Here is a 26,760-nt window from a genome sequence, read left to right as displayed (position 1 = left end):
CCCCCTTCAAGAAGCCCACTCGTACGCCGTCCAAGTAGAGCGACTGGCCGCTGCCGGAGGCCGAGAGCACAGCGTGGTGCCACTGGCGGTCCGTCACCTTCTCCCCGGACGTCATCCGGTCCGAGGTCGAGCCGTTCCAGAAATGGCCGCGCAGCTTGCCATCGGCGTCCACCACCAGGCTGGGGGTCCACAGCGTTGCTGTCTGGCCGAGTTCCTTGTTCTGCATGCCGAGGAGGACACCGGGCTTGTCCGTACGGAACCACAGCTCCACCGACACATCGGAGGTGCCGCCAAGGTCCTGGGATGGGATGGCGACGGCGCCGTTGCCGTTGAGCCGCACCGCGTAGTTGTCGGCGGTGCCGAAGATTCCGAATACCCCGAGCTGGGCCTTCTTGTAGGTGCCGGTGCCGTCGCGGACAGCGGTGCGGCTGTGCGCCTTGTCCCCCTCGACCTCGCCCAGTCGCCAGTAGCCGCTGGGCGCGTCCGAAGTGATCACACCCTGGTAGTCGGTACCGTTGCCGGCCACCAGTCCGTTACGCGCGAGGTAGTGCCCGGTCACATCCACCCGGCTCAGGGAGCGGGTGTAGAGGGCCACCTCGTCCAACTGGCCGGTGAAGTAAGCGGTTTCGCGGTTCTTACGGCCGTCCCAGTCCGGGCTGGAGTAACCGGCACCGAAATACGCGTACTTCGTCGTCTCCGGCTTCACGGTCCCGCTCCTGAAACCTGCGGGCTCACCGTCGAGATAGAGCATCTGGCCGGAGTCGAAAGCTGTGAGCACCACATGGTGCCACGTGCCGTCTGTCACCTTCTTCGGCGACACCATCGGATTCTTCGCCGACCCGTCCCACAGATGGCCCCGCAGTTTGCCCTCGGCGTCCACCAGCAGACTCGGGTTCCAGTGCGATGGCGTCTGTCCGAGTTCCTTGTCCTGCATCCCGAAGAGGACGCCCGGTTTGTCCGTACGGAACCACAGTTCCACCGAGATCGGGCCGCTCTTCTCGAAGGCGTCGGTGGGTACCTCCAGCGCGCCCTTGGTTCCGTCGAGCGACAGGGCGCTGTCGTCGCCATCCGCGAACGCACCGACCGCACCGAGTCGCACACCGTCGAGGTACGAGCCGTCGCCGCTGTCGGATATCTCGTTGGCGGCGGTGGCCCCGCTGCGGTCGCCCAGCCGCCAGTAGCCGGCGGGTCCCGTTGCGCGGACGGCGGCGGCGTAGGCTGCGGAACCGGCCGAGTAGCCGGGGGCGGAGACCTTCCACGTACCGCCGTTGGCGTCGGTGATCTGCGTGGCCCGGCCGGTCCTGTTGTCGTAGGCGACCTGGGCGTGTACCCGCCCTGAGGGCGTGGTGACCTTGGAGACCTGGCCGACGGCGGTACGGGCCGAGTAGTGCTCGGCGACTGTCGCCGCGTCCAGCGCGTGGTGGTAGACGGCGGCTTCGTCCATGCTGCCCTTGAAGTGGCGTACGCCGGCTCCCTGGCCGTCCCAGCCGGGGCTGGAGTAGCCCGCCCCCAGGTACGCGTAGGACATCTTGCGGTGGTCGATCGGGCCGGTCAGCGTGCCGACGAGCTTGCCGTCGAGGTAGAGGGACTGAGTGGTGCCGCCGCCGGTCAGCACCGCGTGGTGCCAGGTATCGTCCGTGACCGCAGCGTTGCTGACGATCGGCTGGACCTTCCCCGTCCAGTACTGCGCGCGCAGCTTGCCGTCCTTGTCGATCGCCATCGGCGGCACCCAGTCGACGGGCCGGCCCTCATCCAGCCGCCCGTCCTGGAAACCGACGAGCACGCCGGGCTGGGTGGTCTTGAACCACAGCTCGGTGGTCAGGAACGTCGAGGTGCGCAAGGTGTCCTCGGGCAGCTCCACATAGGAATCCGCGCCACCGAACTCCGCACCCGTGTCGCTGGTGCCGCTCAGGGCCCCACCCCCGCCGAGCCGTACGTCCCGGTAGAGGGCGTCGTTCAGCCCCGTGGAGGAGGGCGCCTCGCTCTTCGCGGTAGCCCCGTTCTCCTCGCCGAGCCGCCAGTAGGACACAGGGTTCCGGTCCAGGACGGCACTGCGGTAGAGCGAACCGTCCGTGGACTCGTACACCGTGCACTTGGTGTCAGAGTCCGGCGGGCAGACCTTCGTCAGGCGCCCGGCGGCGTAGGCGTAGGTCCAGGTGAGCCCGCCCTTCTGGGCGCCGACCTGGTTGGTGGTCACCGAGGCGACCCGGCCGTCCTGCCAGCTGAAGGTCAGCGTCCGGCCCGACAGTACGTCCTTCGCCTGAGCCAGCTCGCCGTCGTGGTAGGTCAGCTGCTGTTCGCGTCCGGCGCCGTCTGTGATCTTCGTCAGACGGCCTGAGGCGTCGAAGGTGTGCAGTGTGGCGGACTTGTCCCGCAGCACCCAGCCGCCGCCCGTGACCTGCGTGAGCGTGCCCATGCCGCCGGCCGGTGCGGTGTAGCTGCCGTCCGCTTCGCGGCCGAAGCGTACCCGGCTGCCGTTGGCCAGCGTGACCACCACGTCGCCGGTGCTCTCGTGCTGCGCCCGCATGTCCCAGCGGGTCGACCAGCCGGTGCCGAAGGCGTTGTCGGTACGCGGATCGAGCGAGTTGTAGGTGCGGGTGACCGACAGCTCGGGACCGACAGTCGGCATGGCGGCATCAGTTGCCGCCGTGGAGTAGTTGCCGGCCTGCGCACCGAACTCCCGGCCGCCGTCGCCGCCCAGGTGACCGGTCACCGCAGGCTGCGGGATCTGGGTGCTGAAGTATGCCGGGTTCGGACGGCGCGAGGTGTCCTTCCCGTCGTAGACGTAGGCATACCAGGCGTAGTTCTTGCTCCAGGACAGCCAGCCACTGGGCACCGACCACTGCTGCGAGGTGCCGCGCGGACCGCTGCGGCAGTTCTTGCGCGCGTCCTTGCCCTCGGCTTCGCAGACCTCGAAGGAGTACTGCAACGAGCCGCTGGGGTAGTGGTCGAAGTCCTTGCCGGACGCCCACAGGGTCGGGGTCAGGGACGTGAGTACGCCGCCGCTGGCCGGTGACTCCGCGGTGAGCTGCGGCGGGATGTTCGCGGCGGAGAACTTGACGGCGGCACCGGGCACGCCCCGCTTCGTGAACTCGACGGTGCCCCTGTCGTCCATGGTCCACACCAGCGTGTACGTGGCGGGTGCCATCGGAGCGATCCTGGCATCCAGTGTGACGCTCTCGCCCGGTTTGACGTCATGGGGCATGGAGGTCCACACCATCTTGGACACGTTCGTGATGTTCTTGCCGTTGGCGTCGAAGAGGGTATAGCGCAGCTTGTAGTTGCTGTTCTTGCCCCAGGTCTCGCGCCCTTGATTCGTCACGGTGACCTTCATCGAGCCCTCGGCGGTCGCGGTCACGGGCTTGGTGAAGGCACCGACCTTGTAGCCGGCCCCGTACTTGTCCCAGGTGACATCGAGACTCGGCTTGCCGTTGGGGTAGTTGTCCGACCCGAACTGCTTCCACGCGTAGGAGTCCGAGGTCGAGGCCTTCAGTGCCAGGCCGTAGTTCTTCTTCCGGCCGTGCGTCCAGTCGTCCACCAGCTTGCGGCCTGCCGCCCCCAGGTCGATGCCCTCCCAGGCAGGACCGCATGACCAACTGGTGGTGCCCTTCGGGCGCCAGCCGTGCGCGAAGCTCTTGGACACCAGCGACGCCCCGGTCGCCGGTCCGGGGTACTTGTTGGCGCTCTTCTCCGACCAGTCGGACGTGATGGGGTGCACGGTCACCGGACGTGCCTGGCAGGAGTAGGACCAGGTGTTGTACAGCGACAGCTTCGCGCCGAGCACCCAGGCGTTCTTCAGCGACGACTCCACACCGTTGAACCGCAGGAACGACTCCGCCTTGTGCTTGCCGCCGTCGTACGTACCGGCCTTGAGGATGGTGTCGCTGGAGAAGTTCTGGTTGTAGGGGGACTGCACATACGTACCGGACGTGGCGGAGACCGCCTTCACCGACGGGTCGACCTTTACCGGGAAGACCCGCTCCGGTGCGCTGAGCCACTCCTTGTCCAGGGAGACGACCAAGACCTGCCGGCTGCCCTTCTCCTCCAGGCTGTAGCGCACACCGGAAGAGATCTCGCCCTGGTTGGCGTTGTCGGCCAGGGCCGAGTCCTCCATCCAGCCCGGCGGCATCCACGCACGCTGCTCACCGTACTTGTCCTCGAACCCGACCCCGCCGTGCTCGTCGAGCTTCGCGGTCAGCCCCCGCGCCTGGAGCGGGAAGCGCCACTCGGTCGGCGCGTCCTTGCTCTTGAGGAGCAGGGTCTCCTTCACCGAGTCGTTGCCGGCGACATACTGCAGGTCAGCTGAGGGCCGGGCATCGGCGTACGTGATGACGGCACCATCCGCCGTCCCGGCCACATGCGCGGCGCCCTCCACACCGTAGGTGAGGGAATGCCCCTCTCCCACCTCCAACCGCAACACAGGATCGGCGTCCGCGTGTGGCGCAAAGGTGATGCCGGACCGGGTGGACCGGGTCGTCCATGCCGGGGGCTCCGCACTCATGGTGCGCGGCCCCTCCACCTTCTCCGGGCGGACGAGCGTGGCATCGATCTTCTGCCAACTACCGTCCCTAGCAGGGAAGTTCACCGGCTCATCGTAGTAGCGAGTGGTGTACGTCCCGTCCTCGTTGCGGAACGTGCTCTGCCGCTCGGCCCGCTCCCCGGCGAGCTCTTGACTGGACTTGGGGTCGAACCCCTTCGGCTCGGACGCCTCCGGCGCGGGGACCTCTTCGACCCGCCCCATCGTGGGCGGCGCGGACGTGTCGCCCAACGCCCCGCCCTTCACCTGGCGTTCGGCAGGCAATTGCCCAGGAGCCTCCAGCGTTCCGGGGCGACCGCCGCCGGCCCGGGCTCCCGTCTCCGCCCCCGAGACCGCATGGCCGCGCCCGTCAGCGGAACCCCACTGCTGAACCGGAGCGTTCACGCCCAGCAGGCGCTCGCTGTCCCACCGCTCCACCGCCAGCGCGGCTTGTTCGGTGCCGCACAACACGGCTATCAGGAGAGCGAGAAGAACGACGCCCACACGACGCACGCTACGCACAGAGAGTCCCTCATAGAACGGTCAAAAACGTTCAATGCCTATAACTTCACGACTCTTCCTTGCAAATCTGATTAAGCTTCAGGAACGGTAAGAGATCATCTTTGCAACATTCTTCGCCTCTGCCCCCATTTGCACCAAGGGGCACCTCAAGGGATCAGTAGGGTCTCCGGGGCACCGCAGTTCGGTTCCCTCGCCGACCTTGTCGCCTGCTCCGATCGTCGCGCAGGCTCATCGTTGCTTGAGATACGGCGCGAGGTGGTGCAGGCGCGTGTGGTAGTCGGGGTGCGAGGACAGGAGCCTTCCCAAGAGGCCCTGTCCGCGGCCACGAAATGGGGTTCTCGTGCCCATCGCAGCCGTATGACCGCACCCGGACAGGGCGGAAGCCGTCACGGATCCACTGTCCCGATCCGCCGCCTGCATCATGTGCAACACCTCGGCGAGCATCGGCCCGAAGCCGGCCGCTGCCGCATGGTGATCCGCCCGTACTTCGGCCCGGCGGGTCACGGCGGCAAGCAGATACGGGGCAGCGACCAGCGTGAGAGTGACGAACCAGTACTCCAGCGCGACCAGCAGGACGGCGGTACCCGCCACCAGAAGCAGCACCGCCGCCCAGAAACCCATGCGCCCATGCCCGATGGCGGCGACAAACCGGGTCAGCCTCCGTACAACAGCCCACGCAAGACGTCCCGGAACCGCATACCACTGCCCCAGGAGCGAGGACCAGGCATGGCCGCGGACGTGGTGCCCCAGTTCATGAGCGAGTACCGCGGCCAGCTGGCCATCGGACAGACGCTCCAGCGAAAACCGGGTAACGCCCACGATGTGTCCTGCCGCGGCCAGGGCGTTCAGATGATCGCTGTCCTCGATCCACAGCTCGTACGCGAGGCCCTCGACACCCGTCCGTGCGGTCACTGCCCGCCACAGTGGTTCCAGCCGGCTCAGTTCCCTTGGGGTGGGGTGACGCAGGTTGAGCAGATGCCGGGCGAGGGCCCGCTCCGTGGGCCGGTGAAATGCCATGGCCCCCGAAGCGAGCCAGAGCAAGGCCCCCAGCCAGCCCATGTCAGGGAGCAGGAGCTGAGAGAGCGCAGCAACGATCACCAGGCTCGCGAGGAACGAGGGTAACTGCAGTAACAGTTGGGCCATGGCCGCACCATCGATGCTCCGCTGCCGTTTGGCGAGATGCACACGCCCACGGTGGCCGACATCCTCGTGCGGCTCACGCTTCCCGGGGCCGGGACCGGAGTGCCCCTTGGGCCGGCCGCCATGGCGGGCGGCACCGTACCGCGTCGTGCTGCCCGGGTACGGCGGCGGGGGCGGGATCGTCTCGTTGGGACAGGGCGGGGACGGAGAGGCCACCACAGCCGGATGGGCCGGAGGACCGGGCGGGGAAGTGCGGCCAGGGTGGGCGGGATCGGGAGGAGCGGTCATGGTAGTTACCTGTCTAGGCGTACGGCCCGGATCGTCGCGGCGCGGTAGGAGGCAAGTCGGCGAAGTGCGTTCAGGAGGTGAGTTGCGCGATGGCCAGCAGCACCACTCCCGCGCAGTAGGCGGCCAGGCCTGTCCGGATCCACCAGTGCTTGGCACCGACGATGCGGCTGTTCTGGGCCAGTGCCTCGAGTACCCCATCCGCCTGGTTTGCCTCGGTGGCGGCGAGGGCCTCTGCGAGCCGACCGTCCTCCGTGGCCCGGCGGATGTCGTCGAAGTACGTCAACGGCCGCCCCGGAGACCACCGGCTGGTGCCGTACCGGGGCAGGACGGCGAGGAGCAGGCACCCCAGTGCCCCGGCCAGGGCGGCCATGGCTACCCACAACAGCACGCTCCCGGGGGTGGAGAGCCCCGATAAAGACCATCCGTGGGCCGCGACCAGGCCACCGAGCAGACTCACGGTCATGCTCATCACCCCTAAGAGCAGAGACGCCTTACTGTCCGCACGGGCCGTCTCGGAGCGCAGCTCCGCGAGCAGACGGGCTCCCACGGACGGGAATTCCGTCCCGCTGCTGCTCATCGCTTCTCCTCGGCGCTGTTGGCGGAGGCCCCGTCCCTCTTCTCGAGGAAGTGCACCGGGGTGCCGGTGGGTCCTGCCCAGGGCGGGGAGTCCGGTGCGGGAGGAGCAGAAGCAATGCCGGGCAGGTTGCGGGCGAGGAGCCCCTCCAGGATCTCCACGGCCTGTTTGTTCAGGCCCGCACGCTGGTAGTCCTCCGGATTCCCTTCCTTGAACACCTGCAGGGCGACCTCGGACTGACTTCGGATCAGGTCCAGTTGGTCCCTCTGCAGGTTTTCCATCACCAGCCGGGAATCCTCCGGATGCTGCGCCAGGTGCAGGGCCCACATCGCCACGCCGCCGTGCTGGAGGTGGTACTCGTAGTAGTGGATCTTCTCCGCTTCCAGCTGCCGCGCTTCCTCATCCTGGCGGCCCTGCAGCATGACCAGTTCGTGATCGTGCTGAGCCCGCTCCACATTCCGCTCCGCGCTGAGCCGGTCCTCCCGCATGGCCACGTCGTGTGACATGCCGAGCTGTTCGTCGGTGTACCGGAGTCGGCGCAGCTCCCGCTGGTGGGCGATCACCTCGTCGTCCGGCCTGAGCCGCACGGCACACGACGTGCGCAGCCCCGCTTCGTCCCCCAACTCGCCCACCTTGGCGAGCACCTGGTGGACGGCGCGTTCGGCATCCGCACTCCGGTCGATCGGAAAGCCACGGCTGATCGGGTACATCAGCTGCTCCAGCCGGCGCCTCAGGAGAGCGGGCACGTCCCGTTCTCCGCTGGCCACGAACCGTTGCGGCCGGGAAACTTGCCAGGTCAGCTCCGTCTCGGCGGTGAAGTCGAAGGCGTCGTTGTCGCTGGGCAGCAGCAGCGACACGGTGCAGGTGTGCACCCCCATGTCGACTTCGTAGACCGCGGTGTACCGCCTGGTGGCGAACAGCGGGCGCGACGGCCGATGGGGTGGCAGGTAGACATCGAACTCCCCCTTGTCCGTGGTGAAGACCAGCGCATTGTCGATCCGGCTGTAACCCCTGCGGTAGTCGAACCGGGACAACTGGCGCACGGTCAATACCGGGTCGATCAGCTCACTGTGCCGGTCCGCTCCCTGGTCCCAGTCGGGCTCGCGGCGGATGTCCACCATGGTTCATTCTCCTCACTCAGCATGATCCGGAATTTCGCGGCCCGTGGCCGCAGACGAGAGGCGGCGCCTCACAGCACGGCCATCAGACGATGAGCCACCGCGGGCGGGCCGCCCCCTCGCCGGTCGCGCAGTGCCCCGAGCATGTGATCGAGGCGCTTACGGTCCTCATCGGAGCCGACAAGCGTCGGAAGCAGCATCGCCAGTTCCCGCTCGGCCTGCGGATCGCCGTCCGCCTCACGGACCCATCCGGCCAGCGCCTTCAACGCATCGGCTGTGTACCGCAGATCGCCCAGGGCGGTCTGCCAGAGCAGGGACAGCCACCGTGCGTCCTCGGTCGGCCCCGTTGAGGCGGCCTCCGCGTGCCACCGCAACAACAGCCGGCTGTCAGCGCGTGCGCAGGCCAGGACAAACCCGTGCAGCGCCAGGCGACGGCCGGCAGGCCCGTCCCGGAGGAGTTCGGCCAGGCCTCGTACCACCCGGCTGCGCACCGATGCCGATTCGTCGCTCAGCAGCAGCGCGACGGACTCGGCGATGTGCTGCGCCTCCTGCTCGTCATCCCCGGTGCGAGCGGCATTCGCCAACGCCTTCAGCGCTTCGTCGGGCATCCTTGGGCCCACCAGAGCGTAGGCCCGGATGGCTGTCCAGCGAAGCCGTGGTCCGGCCTCCTCCTCGCACCAGGAGCGCAGGATCGACGGGATGTTCGGGGCGCCGACGGCGTGCGCCGTCGCGAGGGCGTTGGCGGCGACCAGGCAGTCGCGGTAGAGCTTGGACTTCGCCCAGCCCTCGATGAGCAGGGCCATCGCCGACGGCAAGTCGGTCTGGGCCAGCACCGCGGCCGTCACTGCCGCGCGGGTACGCACCAGCGGCCGGCCGTCCTGTGCGAGCTCCCGGAGCCACGCGAGCAGAGCGGGCCGTGCGGAGGGGTGGCTCGTCCAGACCTCTCGGAGGACCTCGACCGAGACTCTGGGCTCCTGGAAGCGCGCCACGCGCTGGCGCACGGGGCCCCACTCGGTGTGTTCCTCCTTCCAGTACTCGACAGCGCGGGCCAGGCGCAGGCGTGTGGTGATGGACGTCGCGAAGATACCGACCCGGGGTTCCCTCCCGGCGTCCTCCGTTCTCTGGAACTGCGCGTACAGGGTGTCGCTGAGCTCCGCGGTCAGGGCGTAGGCGGCCTCGTCGAACGCGGCCAGGGAGATGAGGAACGCCTTGTCCCGGAGCTGGGTTTCGTCGCCCCCGAACCACTCCCGGACCTGCTCGCGGACCAGCCTCGGGCCCACGTGCGCAAGTTCCTCCCGAGTAGTCGTGCCGTCCGCGTGTTCGGCCAGTGCCTTCGCGAACGCCGCCGCCTCCCGCAGCTGGTGGTCGTCCCGGTCGAGGAACTCCTGGGAGAGTTCCAGAGCCAGCAGCTCGCGCTCCCTCCGCGGGTCGTCCACCAGGGCGTGCAGGTGTGACCGGAGCACAGCCTGGGGCGACGGCGGCACCCATGGGACGGGGTCGACGCCCCGCAGGGTCGCGAACAGGTCGACGGTGATGACCAGATAGGCGTCCTTCTCCTGGAGGGCGTCCCGCAGGGCCCACAGGTCGATGTCGCGCAGTGGATTCTCCCTGCCCGTCACCAGGTCGCTCACGAGGTAGCCGTGCGAGTCGCTGTTCACCTCGTCCTTCAGCGCGGTCGGCGGGGTGTTGGGGTCGACGGCGCGTACGGGCACGGCGTCCAGGGAGCGCAGCAGCATCAGGGCAGCACTGCGGCGGCCGGTGAAGGGCGCGCCGTACAGCACGAGTACCCGCTTCTCACGCAGCCGGTCGCGTAGGGGGTGTACGAGTTCCTCGTACCCGGCGAACTCGAGGGCAAGTTGGTCGAGTTCGGGCGAGGGGATGTCTCCGGAGGTGTGGGTGGCGGTGCCGAAACGGTAGTGGTGCTCCACCTTGGTGCCGAGAACGACGTCTCCTCCGACGCTCCCCCCGCTGACCCCGGTCTGGTCGCCGCCGACCAGGCTGCCGCTGACCGCGGCCGGTACGTGCTCGTACAGCTCACGCCGCGCCGCCCATGGGTCCTGCGGGCGGTCGTCCTCCGCCTCGGTGTGCTCGTCGTGGGTCTGCTCCTGTTGGTCGGCCGCCGGGTCGGTGTCGCCCTGGGAGCGATCCGTCTGCTTGTCACCGGGCTGCTCGCTCATGCCTGCTCGCTCCGGCCCTCGTGCCGGACAGAGCCCATGACCACGTCCCCGGCGACGTGGCCGCCGCTGACCCCGGTCTGATCGCCGTTGACCTGGCTGCCGCCGACCGACACGGTCCCGCCGTTGAACGCGAATGCTGCCCCGGTGCTCGCAGGCGCTGAGACAGGCGCCGCGGGAGCCTGCCCGGCGGCATCGTTGTGCGTACCCCCGCCGCCGCGCCCGGCGGGCGCGGGTCCCGGGGCGGGGACGGTGGTGACGTGCGGGAGCGGACCGTGCAGCCACAGGTCGAGTCGGTCCTTCTTCACGGACACCGCGGCGTGGTGGAACTCCTCCGGGCGTAGTCCGCGGTGTCCGTGGCGGACCACTCCTTCGTAGACGGGGGACGACACCCCCAGCACACAGTCCGCGTCCCGCTGCGCGAGCCCTTCGCGCAGGGCGTCGGCATCGAGCAGCCGGCAGGACTGGTTGAGGTCGTGGCCGACGAGCCCGCCGACCGTGCCCTGCTTCGGGTCGAAGGCGACCTCCCCTGCGGCCAGTACCATCCGCAGCCGCATCTGGGCGCTACTCGATGCCAGCCGGTTGTACTGGCACAACGCATCCGGGGTGGTCGTCAACAGGGCCCGGAGAAGCACAGTTTTCGGGATGTCGGCGCTGACCAGCACGATCAGGCCGTCCCCGCGGTCCTCGCGGTACTGCATGTTCCTCTCGACACCCGCCGCAGCCAGGGTGTCCTCCACCACGTTGTGCAGTTCCCGGCGCAGGCAGGCCTGCACCACATCGCCCCGTCGGCTGAAGTCCTCGATGTCCAGCAGCAGAATGGTGCGGTTGACGGGTTCTGTCAGGGCCAGAGTCATAGGTGCCTCTCGGACGGTCGGGCTCGGTCCGGAGCACTATCTCGTAGGGGTCTGACAGTGGAGAAGGAACGGCTGCACACAGCGTCTGTAGCCGATGGCACACAACTCGCCGCCACTGCACAGCCGTCGGCTATTCGCCGCCCCCTATCCGGCGCAGCAGGTCCGGGCGGACGATGACCAATCCTCTGCGGCTGGTGCGGACGATGTCGCGGTCCCGCAGCTCTTTCAGAAGCCTGGCCACCGCCTCGCGGGAGGCTCCGACCGCGCCTGCCAGCTCGTGCTGGCTGAGACCGGTGGTCAGGCGCACGCCCTCGGCATCCTGCACCCCGTGTGTGCGCGACAGCTCCAGGATCAGGAGCGACAACCGCTCACGAACCCCGAGCGCCCCTTGCTCCACGCGTCGCCGGTCGCTGGCCTGTGTCCGGTCCCCGATGAGGCTGAGCAGTTGGAGGGCAGTAGCCGGGAACTCCACGAGATGGTCCAGGAATCTGCCGCGCTCGATCGTGACCGCCTCGACCTTTCCGAGTGCGGCGACCGTCGCCGAGCGCGAGCGGCCGCTGACCGCGGAGGCCTCCCCGACGATGTCGCCCGGCCCCCGCAGGGCGAGCAGAGCTTCGTAGCCGTTGGCCGCGGAGTGGATGACCTTGGTCCAGCCGGAGAGGATGACCATCACGTGGGTGGACGGTTCGTCCTGATGCACCAGGACGGACCGCGGGCTGTACTTCATGGGCCGGCCGAGTTCCAGCAGCGCGACCCGCTCCTGGTGCTCCAACCGGGCCAGGAACGGAACTTGGTCATCGAGCCTGCTGGCTCGTGACGGCGTCATGGGCTCGGACTCCGCGGAGACGGCCGCTGGTCCCGGCTGCCCCGGCACAGGATTGACCACGCCGTCGGTATCCACCCGCACTCCCCCAAAGCCACGTCACTCCACGGTACTTCAGCGAAGTCTTCCTTCCCCACCCTGCATCCAGCCTATGGCACACGAAACAGAGCACCCCGGCTGGTCACCGTTCGTGTCCGCGAAGCTCCGTTAAGGCAACCGTCACGGTACCCGGCGACAGCGCAGGGACGTCCGCCGACGCCGTCACGAATGTCAGCCCGAGAGGCCGGCGCAGGACGGAACGCGGACCGTGTCGGCGTTGGGGAGAGGGAACGGCACCCAGGTTCCGGCCGACAAAGTCGGCGCTACACGGTGCCGTGCGGCCCTTCAGGTTCCTCGGCCGCGGCGTCGCGGGATGCCGGGGCAGCCTTTCTTCGCCGGTACACCACCACCCCGCACACCGCGAGGAGGAGGCCGACGACCGCGGCCACACCGATTACCGTCCGCTCGGCGAACAGCCTTGCCAGCAGTTCGAGCGCCCCGAGCCCGGCCGTCGCGTAGACCAGCGCCCAGCCCGCTCCCCCCACGAACAGTGCGGGGAGGTAGCGCGACAAGGGCATGCGCATACTCCCCGCGAGGAAGTTGGCAGCGGTCTGGAAACCGACGGTCAGAAAGGAGACGGCCACCACCGGCGCACCCCACCGCTGGATCGCCCGTTCGGCACGCCTGTACTTGGCCGAGGAGATCCGCTCAGCGAACCTGCTGCGCCTGGTACCGGCACCGGCGAGCCACCCGACGGCGAACGTCCCTCCGGCCCGCAGCAGAACGATGACGTAGAGACCGGAGGCCGTGAGCACGGCCTTGTCCATGACGCTTCGCCCCCGCTCCGGACCGTGCGCCGCTGCTCCGTCCCCCTGTTTCGCGGTCGCCGTAGCGGGCCCGCGACGGGCACGACGCCGGTCTCCATATCTCACCTGCGGTCTGCTTCTGCCAGTTCCCTCCCTGCGTTCGTGCAGGCAGGGAAGGAACGCCGGTACCCGAGCCCGACGCGGAGTACCGGTGCACCCGGAGCCTTCCGGATACGATCTCTCGCGCCGGAGCCACCGGCACAGCCACATTAACCGAACACACGCGCCCCGGCTGCACCACACTGGTCTGAAGAGGAAAAATGTGCTCCCCCTGCGGTGACCAGGCGAACCAGTCTAGCTTCCGGGCCCGGACACCCTGCCGACAGTGGCGGCCAGGGTACGCAGGACGGTCGAGCCGATGAGCACCACTGAGGAGACCGGCCCTCCCACCCATCGGGTCAGATCGCCTCGCAAGTCGGGATCCACCTCGACGGTCACCCGGAGGTATCTGCTCCGCAGCGCGGTGACCTTGGTGGGCCGGGGTGCGGAGACGTCCTGCCCGCGCTGCAATGCCGCGCGGTAGTTGTCCTTGCGCTGGCTCATACCTCATCCTGACGCTTGATCAGTTCCTCCGCGAAGTCCATGTATGCCGAGCCCTTGGCCTGGACCGGGTTTCCGAAAGACTGGGAATACAGGTCGAGCCGCGCGATCTGGGTGTCCAGCACTTCGAAACCCCGCTCGCTGAGCGCATCACGAGCGTCGGCATCGGGCCCGGTGCGCGTGGCATCGGGACGGTTGGTGCGATTGAGCAGGACCGCCGTGCGGGCCGGTTCGGCACGCAGGGACTGCACATCCGCCATCTCGCTGCGGATGGGTGCCATCCGGTCCAGTTCGATGGGGGCGGGGGTCACAGGCACGATCCACTCGCGGGCGTACCTCATGATGCTGCGCGCAATGCGGGGGTGGTCCTCCAGCTGGGGCGCATCGAGCACGACGGCCTGCCGGTTGCCGAGGAAGTCGTTCACGCGGCGGTGGACGTCCCCCACCGGCAGAGCGATCACCGGAAACGGAAAGCCACCGGCCAGTTCACTCCAGCGCAGCGCGGAAGCGGCAGGGTCACCGTCGACCAGTAGCGGCGACAGACCCGACTCATGCAAGGCATGGGCCAGCCACACAGCACTCGTCGTCTTTCCGACGCCGGGTTTGAGGTTCACAAACGCACAGCTCAACGACACAAAAGCTGACAATAGCGGTGGCGATCGTCCAGTCCCGGTCGGCGCGAGGGCGTGGTTTCATGGTTCACCCGTAAGCAGTGAGAAACGGCGGACACCCGCTCGCGGCGGACCGATCAGCCGCCGGGCAGGCTCCGCACGACGTACGTCACGTGCTGAAGATTCCCCGCCCGCAGCCACTCCGTGGGCCCACCCGCCCCCTCGCTGGTCGAGAGCGGACCGTGCGCACAATCACTCGGCCATTTCTCGCCCTGCCCGGCCCCCGCTCCCCGGAACTCGGGCAGTTCGATGATCCGGCGGGCCGCACTGCGGTTGACGGCAATCCGGTCGGATCCCCGAGTCAGCACCTTGAACAGGAGGTACGAGCTGTCGGTGGTGTAGCGGAGCACACCCCAGGGCGGGCCGCCCTTCCTCCCGGGTGTCGGGGCCTGTGCCAGGACGCTCGGGGGCTGCACCCCGTAGTCGCCGTAACCGACCAGCGGAGCATAGGTCCTGCCCGTCGCGCGCACCCCAGCGCGTCGAGGGCACGCAGCGCCTCCTTGCCGCGTCGATCCATCCGCCGTAACCCAACCAGCGCTCGGCGGTGGCTGGCACGTACGTCCGGACGAGCCGAGGGCCCTGCCTGCCTGGACCGGCTTCGCGTACGAGATGGCAGGCACCGCGCCGGACCTGACCACCGGGCAGAGGTGGGTGGACGAAGCCGCCCCGGGCGTCGAGGCGGCATTCACTCTCGCGGTACGGAGAGCGACTCGTCCAGGAAGTCGCGTATGTGCTCGCAGGCCTGGGCGCGGTCGATGCCGGGTAGGCCGACGACGAGATGGGTACCGAAGCCGTCGAGGAGGGCGCGGGTGCGGGTGGCGAAGCGCTCGGCGTCAACAGCCCGGAACTCCCCCTTCGACGCGCCCTCGACGAGGAGGGCGACCAGGTCGCGGTGCCAGGCGAGTTCGAGGTCGAGCTGTCGCTCGCGGGTCTCGTCGTCGGCGTTCTGGGAGCGGTTCCACACCTCCAGCCACAGCGTCCAGCGGGGGTCGCGATGGCCTTCGGGGAGGTAGAGGTCGACCAGGGCGTCCAGCCGTTCGCGGGCTGGGAGGCGGCGGGAGAGAGCGGCCCGGCGCTCGGCGCCGAGTTGCTCCTCGCTCCACTGGAGGGTCTGGAGCAGCAGCTCGTCCTTCGTACCGAAGTAGTAGAGGATGTGACCGCTGCTCATGCCGACCTCGCGGCCCAGGCCCGCCATGGTGAGCCGGTCCAGGCCCTCCGTGGCGATGGTGGCCATTGCCGCGGCCAGGACCTGCTCGCGGGGCTGGTTGAGCCGGCGCCGGGGACGGCGCACGGGACCGGACACAAGGAACCTCCTGGTGAATCCTTATGGGTTTACGGGTTTACGGCCTACCGGTTCACGGGGCTGCGGGTCAGACCTCGGGCTGCTGCTGGGTGATGCAGTGGATACCGCCACCCGCTGCGAAGATCGTACGGGCGTCCACGAGGGCCACCGTCCGGTCGGGGAAGAGGCGGTGAAAGATTCCTGCCGCGTGCTCGTCGCGCGGGTCGTCGAATCCGCACAGCACCACCCCATCGTTGCAGAGGTAGTGGTTGATGTACGAGTAGTCGACCAGCTCGCCGTCGTCCTCGATGACGGTCGGGGCGGGCACCTCGACGACCTCCAGTCGGCGGCCCCGGGCGTCGGTGGCGCAGCTCAGCTGTTTGACGATCTCGTTGCAGAGGACGTGGTCGGGGTGGTCGGGGTCGGGCTGGGTGTGGACGAGCACGGTGCCGGGGCGGGCGAAGGCGGCTACCAGGTCGACGTGGCCGCGGGTGCCGAACTTGCCGTAGTCAGCGGTCAGACCGCGCGGTAGCCAGACCGCTTTGGTGGTGCCGAGGTGAGCGTGGATCTCGGCCTCCACCTCCTCCCGGGTTCGGTCGGGGTTGCGGCCCGGGTCGAGCTGCACGGTCTCGGTGAGCAGTACGGTGCCCTCGCCGTCGACGTGCATACCACCGCCCTCGTTGACCAGGGGCGAGGCGTAGCGGCGGGCCCTGGTCAACGCGCTGACCTCGGCGGCTATCGCCGCGTCAAGGTGCCAGTCGGCCCACTCCTGTGCGCCCCAGCCGTTGAACGTCCAGTCGACGGCGGCGAGCGAGCCCTTGCCGTCGGTGAGGAAGGTGGGGCCGATGTCGCGCATCCAGGCATCGTTCAGCGGGCGCTCGACGACGTCGATGGTGTCACCGAGGAGGTCCCGGGCGCCGGCTGACTGGCCGGGGCCGGCGACGACGGTGACCGGCTCGAAGTGGCGCACGGCGCGGGCCACTGCGGCCCAGGAGCGGCGGGCCTCGGTCAAGATCTCCCCACCCTCCTCGGCGAAGGTGCCGTTGGGGCCGGGCCAAGCCATCCAGGTGCGCTCGTGGCGGGCCCACTCCGGGGGCATGCGGAAGCCGTCGGTGACAGGGATGTTCATGTGGGGTCCTTGAGGGTCGGTGGGCGGGGGCGGTCACAGACGCGGCTCAGCGGGCGGAGGGGTTCAGAGGAAGTACAGGCGGGAGAGCGAGACGGTGTCGGCCGGTTCCGAGCGGATCGGGTCGCCGTCCAGGGTGACCAGTCCGCTGCGCGCGTCCACCTTTACCTGTCCGATCCGGGAGTTGTGGACCAGGTCGCCGGGGCCGATGCCGCGGGTGCCGCGGACGGCGACCCGGCGGCGCCGGGTGGGCAGGTGGTCATCGCCCTGTTCTACCGCGGCGCGTGCGACGAAGGCGACCGAGATATCGGCTGGGGTCGCGCCGTGCGCCCCGAACTGCGGTCCGAGTACCAGGGGTTGGCAGGTGTCGGTGGCGGCGTTCGGGTCACCGGTGACGCCGTAGGCCGGGAAGCCGGACTTCAGGACCAACTGCGGTTTGGCGCCGAAGAACGACGGAGTCCAGAGCACGATGTCGGCCATCTTGCCGACCTCGATGGACCCGATCTCGTGCGCGAGGCCGTGCGCGATGGCAGGGTTGATGGTGAGTTTGGCGATGTAGCGCAGCACGCGCGCGTTGTCGTCGTGGGCGCCGTCACCTGCCATGGGCCCGAGTTCGGCCTTCATCTTGCCGGCCATCGCGAAGGTACGGCGTACGGTCTCGCCGGCTCGGCCCATGCCCTGGGCATCGGACGAGGTGATGCCGATCGCGCCCAGGTCATGCAGGACGTCCTCGGCGCCCATCGTGCCGGCCCGGATACGGTCGCGGGCCATGGCTGCGTCGCCCGGCAGGTCGGTCTTCAGGTCATGGACCGAGACGATCATGCCGTAGTGCTCGGCGACCGCGTCCCGCCCGAAGGGGAGGGTGGGGTTGGTGGACGAGCCGATGACGTGGGGGACGCCGGCCATCTTCAGGACGTTGGGGACGTGGCCACCGCCGCAGCCCTCGATGTGGAAGGCGTGGATGGTACGGCCGTCCAGGACGCGCAGGGTGTCCTCCACGGTGAGGCACTCGTTGAGGCCGTCGCTGTGCAGCGCGACCTGGACGTCGTGGTCCTCGGCGACGCGCAGCGCGGTGTCCAGGGCGCGGGCGTGTGCACCCATGTCCTCGTGGACCTTGAAGCCACAGGCGCCGCCCTCGGCGAGCGCCTCGACCAGCGGAGCCTCGCCGGAGGAGGAGCCGCGACCCAGGAACCCGATGTTGACCGGCCAGGCGTCGAAGGCGCCGAAGGCGTGGGCCAGTGCCCAGGGGGAGTTGACGCCGACGCCCCAGACGGGGCCGAACTCCTGGCCGATGACGGTGGTGACGCCGGAGGCCAGCGAGGCCTCCATCACGCGTGGTGAGAGCAGATGGACATGGGTGTCGACGGCGCCGGCAGTGGCGATCAGGCCCTCGCCGGAGACGATCGAGGTGCCGGTGCCGACGACGACGTCGACGCCGTCCAGAGTGTTCGGGTTGCCGGCCCGTCCGATGGCGTGGATGCGGCCCTCGCGGATGCCGATGGACACCTTGCGGATGCCCAGGACCGCGTCGATGACCAGGACGTTGCTGATCACCACATCGCAGGTCTCCCGGACCGCGGCGGCCTTCAGCAGCAGGCCGTCACGGGCGGTCTTGCCGAAACCGGCCAAGAACTCATCACCGGGCCGCTGGGAGTCCGACTCCACCCGGACGACCAGGCCCGAGTCACCGAGGACCACCCGGTCGCCGGCCCGCGGGCCGTGCACCGACGCGTACTCGTGGGGGTCGATGGTCATTGCTGCTCCTCCGCCCCCAGATAGCCGCAGGCGGCGGCCCGCCGCAGCGCTTCCGACTTCGCGCCCGGCCCGTCGAGCGGGCCGTCGACGAGGCCGGCGAAGCCGATCGCGACCCGGTCGCCGCCGATCGGGACCAGGCCGACGTCCGTGGCGCCTCCGGGCTCGAACCGCACCGATGAGCCGGCCGGTACGCACAGCCGCATGCCGTACCCGGACGACCGGTCGAAGTCCAGCCGGGGGTTGGCCTCGAAGAAGTGGAAGTGCGAGGTGACGCTGATGGGCACGGTCGCGGTGTTGCGCACCGTCAGCACCACCGCAGGTTCGAGCTCCGGGACGGCCTGGCCGGGGAGTACGGCGCCGGGTTTGAGCGGGGCGGTCTCGTCCGCCTCCCCCGCCGCGCCGCGGGCGCCGATCGGGTCGCTGACCACCGCGAGCCGGGAGCCGTCGTCGAAGACGGCCTCCACATGCACTTCGGTGATCACCTCGGCCACTCCGGGCAGCACATCGTCCGGGCCGAGCTCGCTGCGTGCCGCCTCGATGGCTTGGGCGAGGCGGCGCCCGTCCCGCGCCGCCTCGCAGACTGTGTCCGCGATCAACGCGGTCGCCTCGGGCACATTCAGCTTCAGGCCACGGGCCCGCCGCGTCCGAGCCAGCTCGGCCGCGCTGAACAACAGCAGCCGGTCGCGTTCCGTCGGGGTCAGCCGCATCCGTCCCACCTTCCCGATCGATTAGAGCGTCACTCTAATCAGTGAAATCTGTCAATGCCAAGGTATTGACCTGCTCTACAGGCGTGGGTCACATTGAGCGCAGTTCTCAATATGCGCTTGATAGAGCACCGATCAAACGATCTCGACCGTTGATCCCCGGAAGATCCCAGGGCGGCCCCTTCAGAGATCCCACGGCGCGAGCGCCCTTCGCCCCCGAGCGCTGTCCCCCCTTACGACGCACCGCACGCGGGGCACTGCTCACTGCTCACACACTGTTGTCCGGCCTCTCAGGGGAGCCCTCATGCCGATCGAACAACGCGGAGTCGACACCATCCCGGATGGGGAACGCACCAGCGGTCCCCGTGATCTCGTCTCGATCCTGCTCGGATCGAACCTCGCCCTCGGCGTGGTGATCTTCGGTTGGCTGCCGGTCTCCTTCGGCCTCGGCTTCTGGGGCTCGGCCAGCTCACTGGCTGCCGGCACCCTCGTCGGCGCCGTGCTCACCGCCCCGCTCGCGCTGGTCTCCCTGCGCAGTGCGACCAACCTCTCCACCAGCAGCGGTGCCCACTTCGGGGTGCGCGGCCGGCTCCTCGGCTCGGTGATCGGCCTGCTGCTCTCCCTCGGCTACACCGCGCTGACGCTGTGGGTCGGCGGCGACGTGGTGGTCGGCACTCTGCACCGTCTGATCGGTCTGCCGACCGGCGGCGTGTCGTACGCCGTCGTCTACGCGGTGCTGGCCGGCGGTACGGCGGTAGGCGCGGTCTACGGCTACCGGGTGCTGCTGCGCCTGAGCAAAGTGCTCGCCATCGGTCTGACCGTGCTGCTGGCGGTCGGTGTGATCGCCTACGCTCCCACCTTCGGCGCCGCCCCCGTGCCCGGCACCGCGTACGCGCTCGGCGGCTTCTGGCAGACCTGGTTGCTGTCGACCGTCGTAGCCGGGCTCAGCGGCCCGATCGCCTTCATCACACTGCTCGGCGACTACAGCCGCTATGTCTCACCCCGCCGCCACACCTCGCAGAAGGTCTTCGCGGCCACCTACCTCGGCCTGGTGGTGGGCCTGCTGGTGCCGCAGCTCTTCGGTACGTTCAGCGCCCTGGCGGTCGGCGCGGGTGAGGACTACGCGAGCCCGCTGGTGGCCGGCGCCCCGTTCTGGTACCTCGGCCTGCTGCTGCTCAACGCCTCCTCCGGTTCGGTGGGCAACGCCGGTCTGATGCTCTACAGCATGGGCCTGGATCTGGACGCGATCGTACCGAGGGCGACCCGTACCCAGGCCACGTACGTGGTCGCCGCGATCTCCACCGCATTGGTCTACGGCGGCCACTTCCTGTGGGAGGCGCAGGACGCGATGACCTCGTTCGTGCTGCTGATGACCGCCCTGTGCACGCCCTGGGCGGTGATCGTCGTGATGGGCTTCATCCGCTGCCGCGGTGACTACGACGCGGACGCCCTACAGGTCTACAACCGTGGCACCCGGGGCGGCCGCTACTGGTACCGGGCAGGCTGGAACGTCCGGGCCACGATCGCCTGGGTGCTGGGCTCGGCGGTCGGCCTGATGGACGTGGACACCCCCCTCTATCAGGGTCCACTGCTGCCGTACACGGGCGGGATCGACGTCAGCTTCCTGCTGGCGGCCGCGGTGGGTGGGTCCGTGTACGCCCTACTCACCCTTGGCCGACCCCGTCCGACCCCGGCACTGCGCACCGTGACGTCCGGTACGGCGACCACCGTGCCGGACGCCCCGGTGGAGGTCGGCCGATGACCCGCCTTGCCGGCCGCTGGGAGGGCCGTTCCTAGAAGTCCAGGACGTGCGGCAGGCCGCGGCGGTAGCGGTCGGTGTCCAGGCGCTTGGCCGCGTCCAGCTCCTCAGGTTCGTATCGCGCGAAGAGCTGTGCCTTGGGTTCGGTGGCGCCCGCTGCGTCGAGGATGGCGTTGGCGGCGCGGCGGCCCGCCTCGTTGGCGGCTTCCATGGAGGAGAAGTCGACGTTGCTGTACTGGCGTACGTAGTCGGCAGCGAGGAAGAGGTTGGGGATGGCCGTGGTGGTGTCGGGGCGGTGGTCCCAGGATCCGGCATCGTTGAGCAAGTACGGCTCCTCGTTGGCGAGTTCGGCGCCGCCGGTCTGGGTGATCGCGGGGTCCAGGAACCACGTACGCAGGTTGTCGTCGGTCAGGCGGGCGAGGCCGGGGCGGTTGAGGGCCTGTTTCATCTGGGCCCAGACCTCGGCGGCGATCTGACGCGGTGTGCAGCGGCGGGCCGGTTTGCCGTACAGGACGCCGGGCTCGTCCCAGTTGGAGATGACCACGGAGAAGGAGTCGCGGGTGTCGCCGTCGCCCCAGGTTGTGGTGAACTCCTCGTGCCAGAACTGGGATTGGCTCACCGAGACCAGGGACCAGGGCGAGTCGGGGTAGGCGACGTGGCCGGGCACGACGTGCACAGGGTGCGTCAAGTAGTACTGGATGCCCTGACTCCAGGTCGTGTTGAGCTTCTTGGTGGCCTTCAGGCGCGGCTCGGCGGCGAGCAGCTCGGGGCTCCACAGCCGCACCGCGCGGTCGACGGGGACGGCCACCACATAGTGGTCGGCGTCCACGGGTACGGTGCGGCCGCCGGGGTCGCGTGTCATCGCACCGCTGATGCGGCCGCCGCTCAGCACGAGGGACTCCACGCTGTGCCCCGTCTGGAAGGTGACGCCGAGGGAGCGCAGGTGCTCGCCCCAGGGGTCGATCCACGCCTCGCTGGTCGGGGCGTTGAAGACGCGGTTGTTGGGGCCGTCGCTGCCCAGCTGCAGCAGGTCCCAGACGATCGCCTCGCCGCCCTGGCCGCAGGTGCGGGCGGACGCCGAGGTGGGCTTGAGCGCCTGGATGACCTGGACGCCGCCGCCGAGCAGCCGCCGGTAGTCCGCGGACTTGCCCTCGGCCTCGATGAACTTCCACCAGTTCTCGTACTCCCACTGCCCGAAGCGCCGCTCCTTGCCGCTGGTCATCAGGATGACCAGCTTGCGGGCGCCGAGCGCGGCCTCCCAGGGCGGCAGGTGGAAGACCTCCTCGGCGAGCCCGGCGAGGAGCTGGATCACCGCTTCGGGGTCAAGGGTGCCGGGACCGAGCGGGGTGCCGGGGATGTCGATGGCCTGACGGCCGCTGGTGCGCGCGAACTGGACCCAGGCGGCCCGGACGAGGTTGTCGTGCACACCGTGGGCGTTGCCGCGGAAGGGGATGCGGCGCAGGGTGTCGGGCAGGTTGTGGTAGAAGCCGAACACGCCGCGGTGGCCGTGCTCGCCGGGCAAGTCGCGGCGGCCCTTGGTGCCGGTGCCGGGGACGGGGATGCTCCGGGCCTTGCCGCCGAGGACGTTACGCCGCTCATAGACCGTCACCTCGAAGCCGCGCTCGGCGAGTTCGTGGGCCACGGTGAGCCCGGCCGGTCCGGCGCCGAACACCGCGACACGACGGCCCGCGCGGCGGCGCCGGGGGCTTCCCTGGGGGGATGCGCCCGGCGCCGCGTGGGCAGCTGTCGCCGGGCCCCCGGCAGCAAGGGCACCGGCCGCCCCGGCCCCGTACCCCAGCACGCTTCTGCGCCGCACTGTCGACGACATACCCATGACATCACTCCTCATCTCGCCCCGCTGCCGGGTCGCCGGCCCCCCGCACAGCCCAACAGCCCGCCTGAGCCATCGGCCTCACAGGGCCTGAACCACGGGCCTGAACCACGAACGGAGAGAGACCGTAGCGGCTCACCCGCCCCACCAGGAACAGGCATCCACGCCAAACTGACGGTGCGTCAAAGCATCCCCTCAGGAGGCGCAGGGACGGCAGCCGCCGATCGGCTCGTCGAAACTCACCGGAACCCGGCCCAGATCATGAGAAGCGCGCACTCGTCAGATGCCCTCTCGACGCGGAACGATTCGGCCTCAGCAACCGAGATCAACCCAAGTCAGAGGGCATCTGCATGCTCAAACACATTCCCCGTCACCACAACGAGGCGGTGGATCCGGGCTTAAGCCGACTCTCAGCCGGCCGTCCGCGGGCCATGCTGCACGCCCCCGCTGATGATGTTGAGGGAGCCCCCGCCCATCCGGCTTGCGAGGCGCACCAGTCCGGTGCCGTGGTCATCACCTCTCGCCGGCTGACCGGCAGCGACGTTGCCGCCCCGGTCCGCAAGAGTCGCCGTCCCGGCCCGGGCACCTTGGGGAGGCGCCGGGCGTACTTCGAGACCGTGGCCGCCGCAGGCAAGGCCTCGACGTGAGCGTTCACCACATCGGCCACCTGGACATCGACCTGCCCTGATCGAGCGGGGGGAGCGGTCCCGGTGCGGGGAGCGTGTCCGGGCGTGGGCGCATATGGCAGTCGCGCCGACTTGTCGAGCCGGCCCCGGGCCTCATACCCCTGCCCGCGCCTTGGCGACGATCTCCTCGACCTCGGGCCGGGTCAGGCGACGTCCGCTGTCCTCGATGACGCGCAGGCTGGCCCAGGCCAGCTCCAGGGGGATGCGCGTGAACGCGTGCGCGGGCCCGCCCGGCGGGAGCGCGTTCTGGTAGGACCGGCCGCGCGCGAGTTGCACCCGGGCGAACGAGAGCAGGTCAGGGGTGCCCCAGCCGTCGGGCAGGAAACGCTGGCCGCGGGCGCGGTCCTTATCCACGTCCAGCGCGATGTTCACCGACTGGAGCCCGCGACCGAAGGCCACGGCCTCGGCACGGGGTGCGATGGTGCCGTCGTACCAGGCGTGCACATCGCATAGCAGCAGACCGATACTGCCGGCCACGTCGAAGGTGTAGCGGCACAGGTCGGCGGGAGTGCGGATGCGCCAGTGCGAGCGGGCCCAGGAGGCCATACGTTCCGCCATGGACGCGGTGGTCTCCCAGACCCGGGGCGCGATGTCGGCGGGCGCCAGTGCCAGCCACTCGTCGAGCCGGAGCGTCACCTCGGGCAGCTGCCGCGCCGCGTCCCCGAAGCATGCCATGAAGTCTTCACCCCCGACGGCGGCGCGGATACCCGCGCTGAGCGTGCTCAGCAGCCAGTCCTTGGCTTGGTCCTCCAATTCCGGGTGGTCTTCGATTTCGTCGATTGCGCGATGCGTCAGATAGGCCGCCATCACCGTTTCCCGCAAGCCGGGTGGCAGGTCGTCGATGGGCAGGAAGAAGGTGCGGCTGGTGGCTTTCAGGACGTCACGGGCATCGGCGGCGCTCGGATTGTGCATGCGTCCGACAGTAGGCAAAGGTCGCTGATTCCTTCCGTTCCGAGACGATTCCGACCCGGAGGAGCGAAGAGTGTGTGGAAGGTGTGACGCGAGTTCACGGCGACGCCCCGTCACACGCGCTCACGCCGCCGACCTGCGTCATTCAGCGCACACGCCGAAAGCGGGCTCCCAGGCACATGCGGCCGTAGAAGTTGAACCAACGGGTGGCCTCCCTGTTCTCCGGGAACGGGTAGTCCGCGCCCAGCTGGCGAGCCACGGCGAGGCCCGAGAGGAAAGCGTGCTCCTGGCTGTTGATCGTCATGTGGGCTCCGCAGTACCAGGTTCTGCGGCGGCCCTGCAGGAGCGGCAGCAGCGGGTGGAGCGCGACGGTGTGCCGCAGGTCGTGCATGACGTGCTGGAACCGGTGGCGGCCGAGGGTCTTCTCCGGCGCGGGCGGCCGTTGTGCGTTGTAGGTGACCAGGCAGGGGGAGGCGGCTCCGTCGCCCCACGGCTGCTGGTTGTGCATGATGTAGGTGACCTCGTAGTTGTCGGGCAGGTCCCCGTACTGGCGTACGAATGTGCTGCGTGAGCCGGAGATCCGCAATGCGTCGTCGGGCAGCAGCGAGTCGTCCGTGTGGACCACCGCTTCGCGATGCAGTCCGGCGTCGTAGCGTACGGCTCCCAGCAGCCGGCGTTCCCGGGCGCTGGGCGGCCGCAGCAGAGCCAGCGCGTGGTTGGCGTTGCAGGCGAAGATCACTTGGTCGAACCGTTGCGTGGTGCCGGCTGCCTCCACCAGTACACCGTCGGTGCGGCGGGTCACCCCGGTGACGGCGCAGTCGGTGCGGATCCGGTCGGTGAAGTCCCGGGTGAGTGCGCGGTAGACGGCGCGGGTGCCGCCGTGCCAGGTGACCATGGGGGTGCTGCGCTCGATGTCGAAGAAGTCCATGTAGCGCACGAACATCGACGCCGGCATCTCGAAGACGCCCGAGGTGAGGACGAAGTTCACGAACAGCGGCTTCAGGAGCTTGTAGCGGAACTCCTGCGAGATGCCCCACACATCCAAGGCCCGTCGCATGGTGAGGTAGTTGAACGGATTGCTCGCGGCGAGCGTCAGCGACGGCCGGCTGTTCAGGACGTTCAGGCGCCCGATCACGCGCAGCATGCGGCGGAAGCGGGCGATGTCGCCCGCAAGCCGCTGCCGCAGCGGTGTGTCGGTGTCGTGCGCGTAGACCTCGTCCCCGTACTGCACGGCATAGCTGAACCTCGTGTCGACGGTCTCAATGCCCAGCCGGTGCAGCAGTTCCACATAGTTCTGGTAGACGGAGGGGATGAAAGCGGTGACCGCGATGTCGGCCGGTGCCGTGCCGCCGTCCTTCTGCGGGAAGTCCGCCGTCTGGGCGTTTCCGCCAACGGTCGGGCCCCGCTCGTACACCTGGACGTCGTACTGCCCGGGATGCCTGGTGAGGGCCCAGGCGGCGGCCAGGCCGGACACCCCGGCCCCCACGATCGCGATCCGCTCCCCCATTACACACTCCGATCCGTCGTCGCGGATTCGCGTCGGACGAAGTAGCGGTACGAGACGGCGGCCAGCCAGGCGTTGCCCACCAGCCAGGGGAGGTTGGGCGCGTAGAAGATGAAGTAGTTCCAGAGCCGGTGGTCCGGCATGTCGGGGTATCCGGCGACGTGGGCGTGCCAGAAGTAGAGGACGACCGATCCGGCCAGATAGGTCCCGATGAGGAGCTGGAGCGGATGGCGCCAGCTACGGTGGCGGACGATGGCGTAGCCGAGGAGGCAGTTGAGGATCTGCATGGCGAAGACGTTGATCGTCTCCAGGGCGTAGGGGAGGTGCACATCACCCTCCCCGTAGTACGTGCGGTCGCCCGCCCCGTAGATCTCGAACAGTCGGGCGAAGCTGCCGGTCTGCACGTGGATGTCCTGGAAATTGAGCAGGAAGTACAGCTCTACGGTGAAGGCCGCCGCGATGCTGAAGCCGAGGAAGCCCAGCACGAGGCGGTCGCCGCGGGCGAGCGCGGACCGGCTCCCGGCCCCGGGCTGTGCGGTCGTCATCGTGCGCACGGTGTGCTCCCCTCCTGGGATGTCAGTTGCTGCGGACCTTGTCGCAGATGTCGATGAAGGCCACGTTCTCGGCGAACAGGCCGTGTCGGCAGGAGGACGTCTCGATGCCGTCCAGTCGGGCGGGGAGAGGTGGGCACCCTCTTTGTACGACTCGTTGCGGGAGTGCGACATCAACCGCCACTGCGGGCGGGCGGTGCACAGCAGGCCGGGATGGCCTTCGCTGACGCGCCTGCGGACCTGCTCCTGCATGCGTCTGACCTGTCGCTGGTGGCACTGTACGGCGTCGCCCCGGCGGAGCAGGCGGCCGCTCAGCTCCTCCGCGAGGGCGTACACCTTCGGGAGCGGGAGCGGGAGGGGGACGATGAACAGCCAGCGCAGGCTGACCAGCCACTGTGCGGTTCGCGGGAGGCGCGGGTCGCTGGGTGCGGGAGGCATGGCTGGATTCCTCCAGAAAGGGGCGGACGGACGTCGGTGAGCGGAGCGGCCCGGGTGCGGGTCGCGGAGAAGGCCGACGGGTCACGG

The 26,760-nt window shown here is 69.1% G+C and carries 20 protein-coding genes; 1 reads left to right on the top strand and 19 read right to left on the bottom strand.

Going from position 1 to position 26,760, the window contains the following annotated elements; all coding sequences use genetic code 11:
* From AZE13_RS21780 to ureA, 15 genes are all read right to left on the bottom strand, one after another.
* Positions 1-5,020: LamG-like jellyroll fold domain-containing protein (locus AZE13_RS21780; RefSeq protein WP_258527915.1), on the bottom strand; the 5,020-nt coding region annotated here is incomplete at its 3' end.
* Between the two features lie 246 nt (positions 5,021-5,266).
* Positions 5,267-6,223, bottom strand: coding sequence for a M48 family metalloprotease (locus tag AZE13_RS21775; RefSeq protein WP_258527914.1), 957 nt, complete (start codon positions 6,221-6,223; stop codon positions 5,267-5,269).
* A gap of 313 nt (positions 6,224-6,536) precedes the next feature.
* Entirely contained in the window at positions 6,537-7,043 is a 507-nt protein-coding gene (locus AZE13_RS21770; protein ID WP_066934433.1) for a Pycsar system effector family protein, read from the bottom strand.
* Complete coding sequence (locus AZE13_RS21765; RefSeq protein ID WP_066934430.1) at positions 7,040-8,161, bottom strand: PE-PGRS family protein; 1,122 nt, start codon at positions 8,159-8,161, stop codon at positions 7,040-7,042. Before AZE13_RS21765 ends, AZE13_RS21770 begins: the two co-directional genes overlap by 4 nt.
* A 68-nt stretch (positions 8,162-8,229) precedes the next feature.
* The gene (locus tag AZE13_RS21760; RefSeq protein ID WP_066934428.1) at positions 8,230-10,335 is read right to left on the bottom strand and encodes a hypothetical protein; all 2,106 of its coding nucleotides are present in this window, start codon (positions 10,333-10,335) and stop codon (positions 8,230-8,232) included.
* Positions 10,332-11,189 (bottom strand): hypothetical protein, encoded by an 858-nt coding sequence (locus AZE13_RS21755; RefSeq protein WP_066934426.1) that lies wholly within the window; start codon positions 11,187-11,189, stop codon positions 10,332-10,334. The genes AZE13_RS21760 and AZE13_RS21755 overlap by 4 nt, the downstream gene beginning before the upstream one ends.
* 130 nt (positions 11,190-11,319) lie before the next feature.
* Entirely contained in the window at positions 11,320-12,015 is a 696-nt protein-coding gene (locus AZE13_RS21750) for a Crp/Fnr family transcriptional regulator (RefSeq protein WP_066934588.1), read from the bottom strand.
* Positions 12,016-12,374: 359 nt separating this feature from the next.
* A complete protein-coding gene (locus tag AZE13_RS21745) occupies positions 12,375-12,878 on the bottom strand; it encodes a DedA family protein (RefSeq protein ID WP_066934424.1) in 504 nt (167 codons plus the stop codon).
* 333 nt (positions 12,879-13,211) lie between these two features.
* Positions 13,212-13,460, bottom strand: coding sequence for a hypothetical protein (locus AZE13_RS21740; RefSeq protein ID WP_066934421.1), 249 nt, complete (start codon positions 13,458-13,460; stop codon positions 13,212-13,214).
* A complete protein-coding gene (locus AZE13_RS21735) occupies positions 13,457-14,071 on the bottom strand; it encodes a ParA family protein (RefSeq protein ID WP_079124239.1) in 615 nt (204 codons plus the stop codon). Before AZE13_RS21735 ends, AZE13_RS21740 begins: the two co-directional genes overlap by 4 nt.
* 134 nt (positions 14,072-14,205) lie before the next feature.
* Positions 14,206-14,598, bottom strand: coding sequence for a beta family protein (locus AZE13_RS35765; protein ID WP_258527913.1), 393 nt, complete (start codon positions 14,596-14,598; stop codon positions 14,206-14,208).
* Positions 14,599-14,813: 215 nt separating this feature from the next.
* Complete coding sequence (locus AZE13_RS21725) at positions 14,814-15,431, bottom strand: TetR/AcrR family transcriptional regulator (RefSeq protein ID WP_066934415.1); 618 nt, start codon at positions 15,429-15,431, stop codon at positions 14,814-14,816.
* A 67-nt stretch (positions 15,432-15,498) separates the two neighbouring features.
* Positions 15,499-16,539 (bottom strand): agmatine/peptidylarginine deiminase, encoded by a 1,041-nt coding sequence (locus AZE13_RS21720; protein ID WP_066934412.1) that lies wholly within the window; start codon positions 16,537-16,539, stop codon positions 15,499-15,501.
* A gap of 63 nt (positions 16,540-16,602) precedes the next feature.
* Complete coding sequence (locus AZE13_RS21715) at positions 16,603-18,291, bottom strand: urease subunit alpha (protein ID WP_181690410.1); 1,689 nt, start codon at positions 18,289-18,291, stop codon at positions 16,603-16,605.
* Positions 18,288-18,998, bottom strand: coding sequence for an urease subunit gamma (ureA, locus tag AZE13_RS21710; RefSeq protein ID WP_066934409.1), 711 nt, complete (start codon positions 18,996-18,998; stop codon positions 18,288-18,290). Before ureA ends, AZE13_RS21715 begins: the two co-directional genes overlap by 4 nt.
* A gap of 301 nt (positions 18,999-19,299) precedes the next feature.
* Between ureA and AZE13_RS21705 the strand changes: the two genes are divergently transcribed.
* Positions 19,300-20,757, top strand: a complete 1,458-nt coding sequence (locus AZE13_RS21705; RefSeq protein ID WP_066934405.1) for a cytosine permease — start codon at positions 19,300-19,302, stop codon at positions 20,755-20,757.
* Between the two features lie 31 nt (positions 20,758-20,788).
* On the opposite strand, the gene AZE13_RS21700 is transcribed toward AZE13_RS21705, so the two are convergent.
* The 4 genes from AZE13_RS21700 to AZE13_RS37020 all read right to left on the bottom strand — a co-directional run bounded on the left by AZE13_RS21700 (position 20,789) and on the right by AZE13_RS37020 (position 26,229).
* Positions 20,789-22,582, bottom strand: a complete 1,794-nt coding sequence (locus AZE13_RS21700) for an FAD-dependent oxidoreductase (RefSeq protein WP_066934583.1) — start codon at positions 22,580-22,582, stop codon at positions 20,789-20,791.
* Positions 22,583-23,364: 782 nt separating this feature from the next.
* The gene (locus AZE13_RS21695) at positions 23,365-24,183 is read right to left on the bottom strand and encodes a squalene/phytoene synthase family protein (RefSeq protein ID WP_066934402.1); all 819 of its coding nucleotides are present in this window, start codon (positions 24,181-24,183) and stop codon (positions 23,365-23,367) included.
* Between the two features lie 142 nt (positions 24,184-24,325).
* A complete protein-coding gene (locus AZE13_RS21690; protein WP_066934399.1) occupies positions 24,326-25,687 on the bottom strand; it encodes an FAD-dependent oxidoreductase in 1,362 nt (453 codons plus the stop codon).
* Positions 25,687-26,229 carry an EXPERA domain-containing protein gene (locus AZE13_RS37020; RefSeq protein WP_181690409.1) on the bottom strand — a complete coding sequence of 181 codons (543 nt, stop codon included), beginning with the start codon at positions 26,227-26,229 and terminating at the stop codon, positions 25,687-25,689. The genes AZE13_RS21690 and AZE13_RS37020 overlap by 1 nt, the downstream gene beginning before the upstream one ends.
* Positions 26,230-26,760: the final 531 nt, after the last annotated feature.

It is taken from the genome of Streptomyces sp. NBRC 110611 (assembly GCF_001590865.1).
Lineage (GTDB): Bacteria > Actinomycetota > Actinomycetes > Streptomycetales > Streptomycetaceae > Streptomyces.
This window is presented reverse-complemented; position numbering and strand designations above follow the sequence as displayed.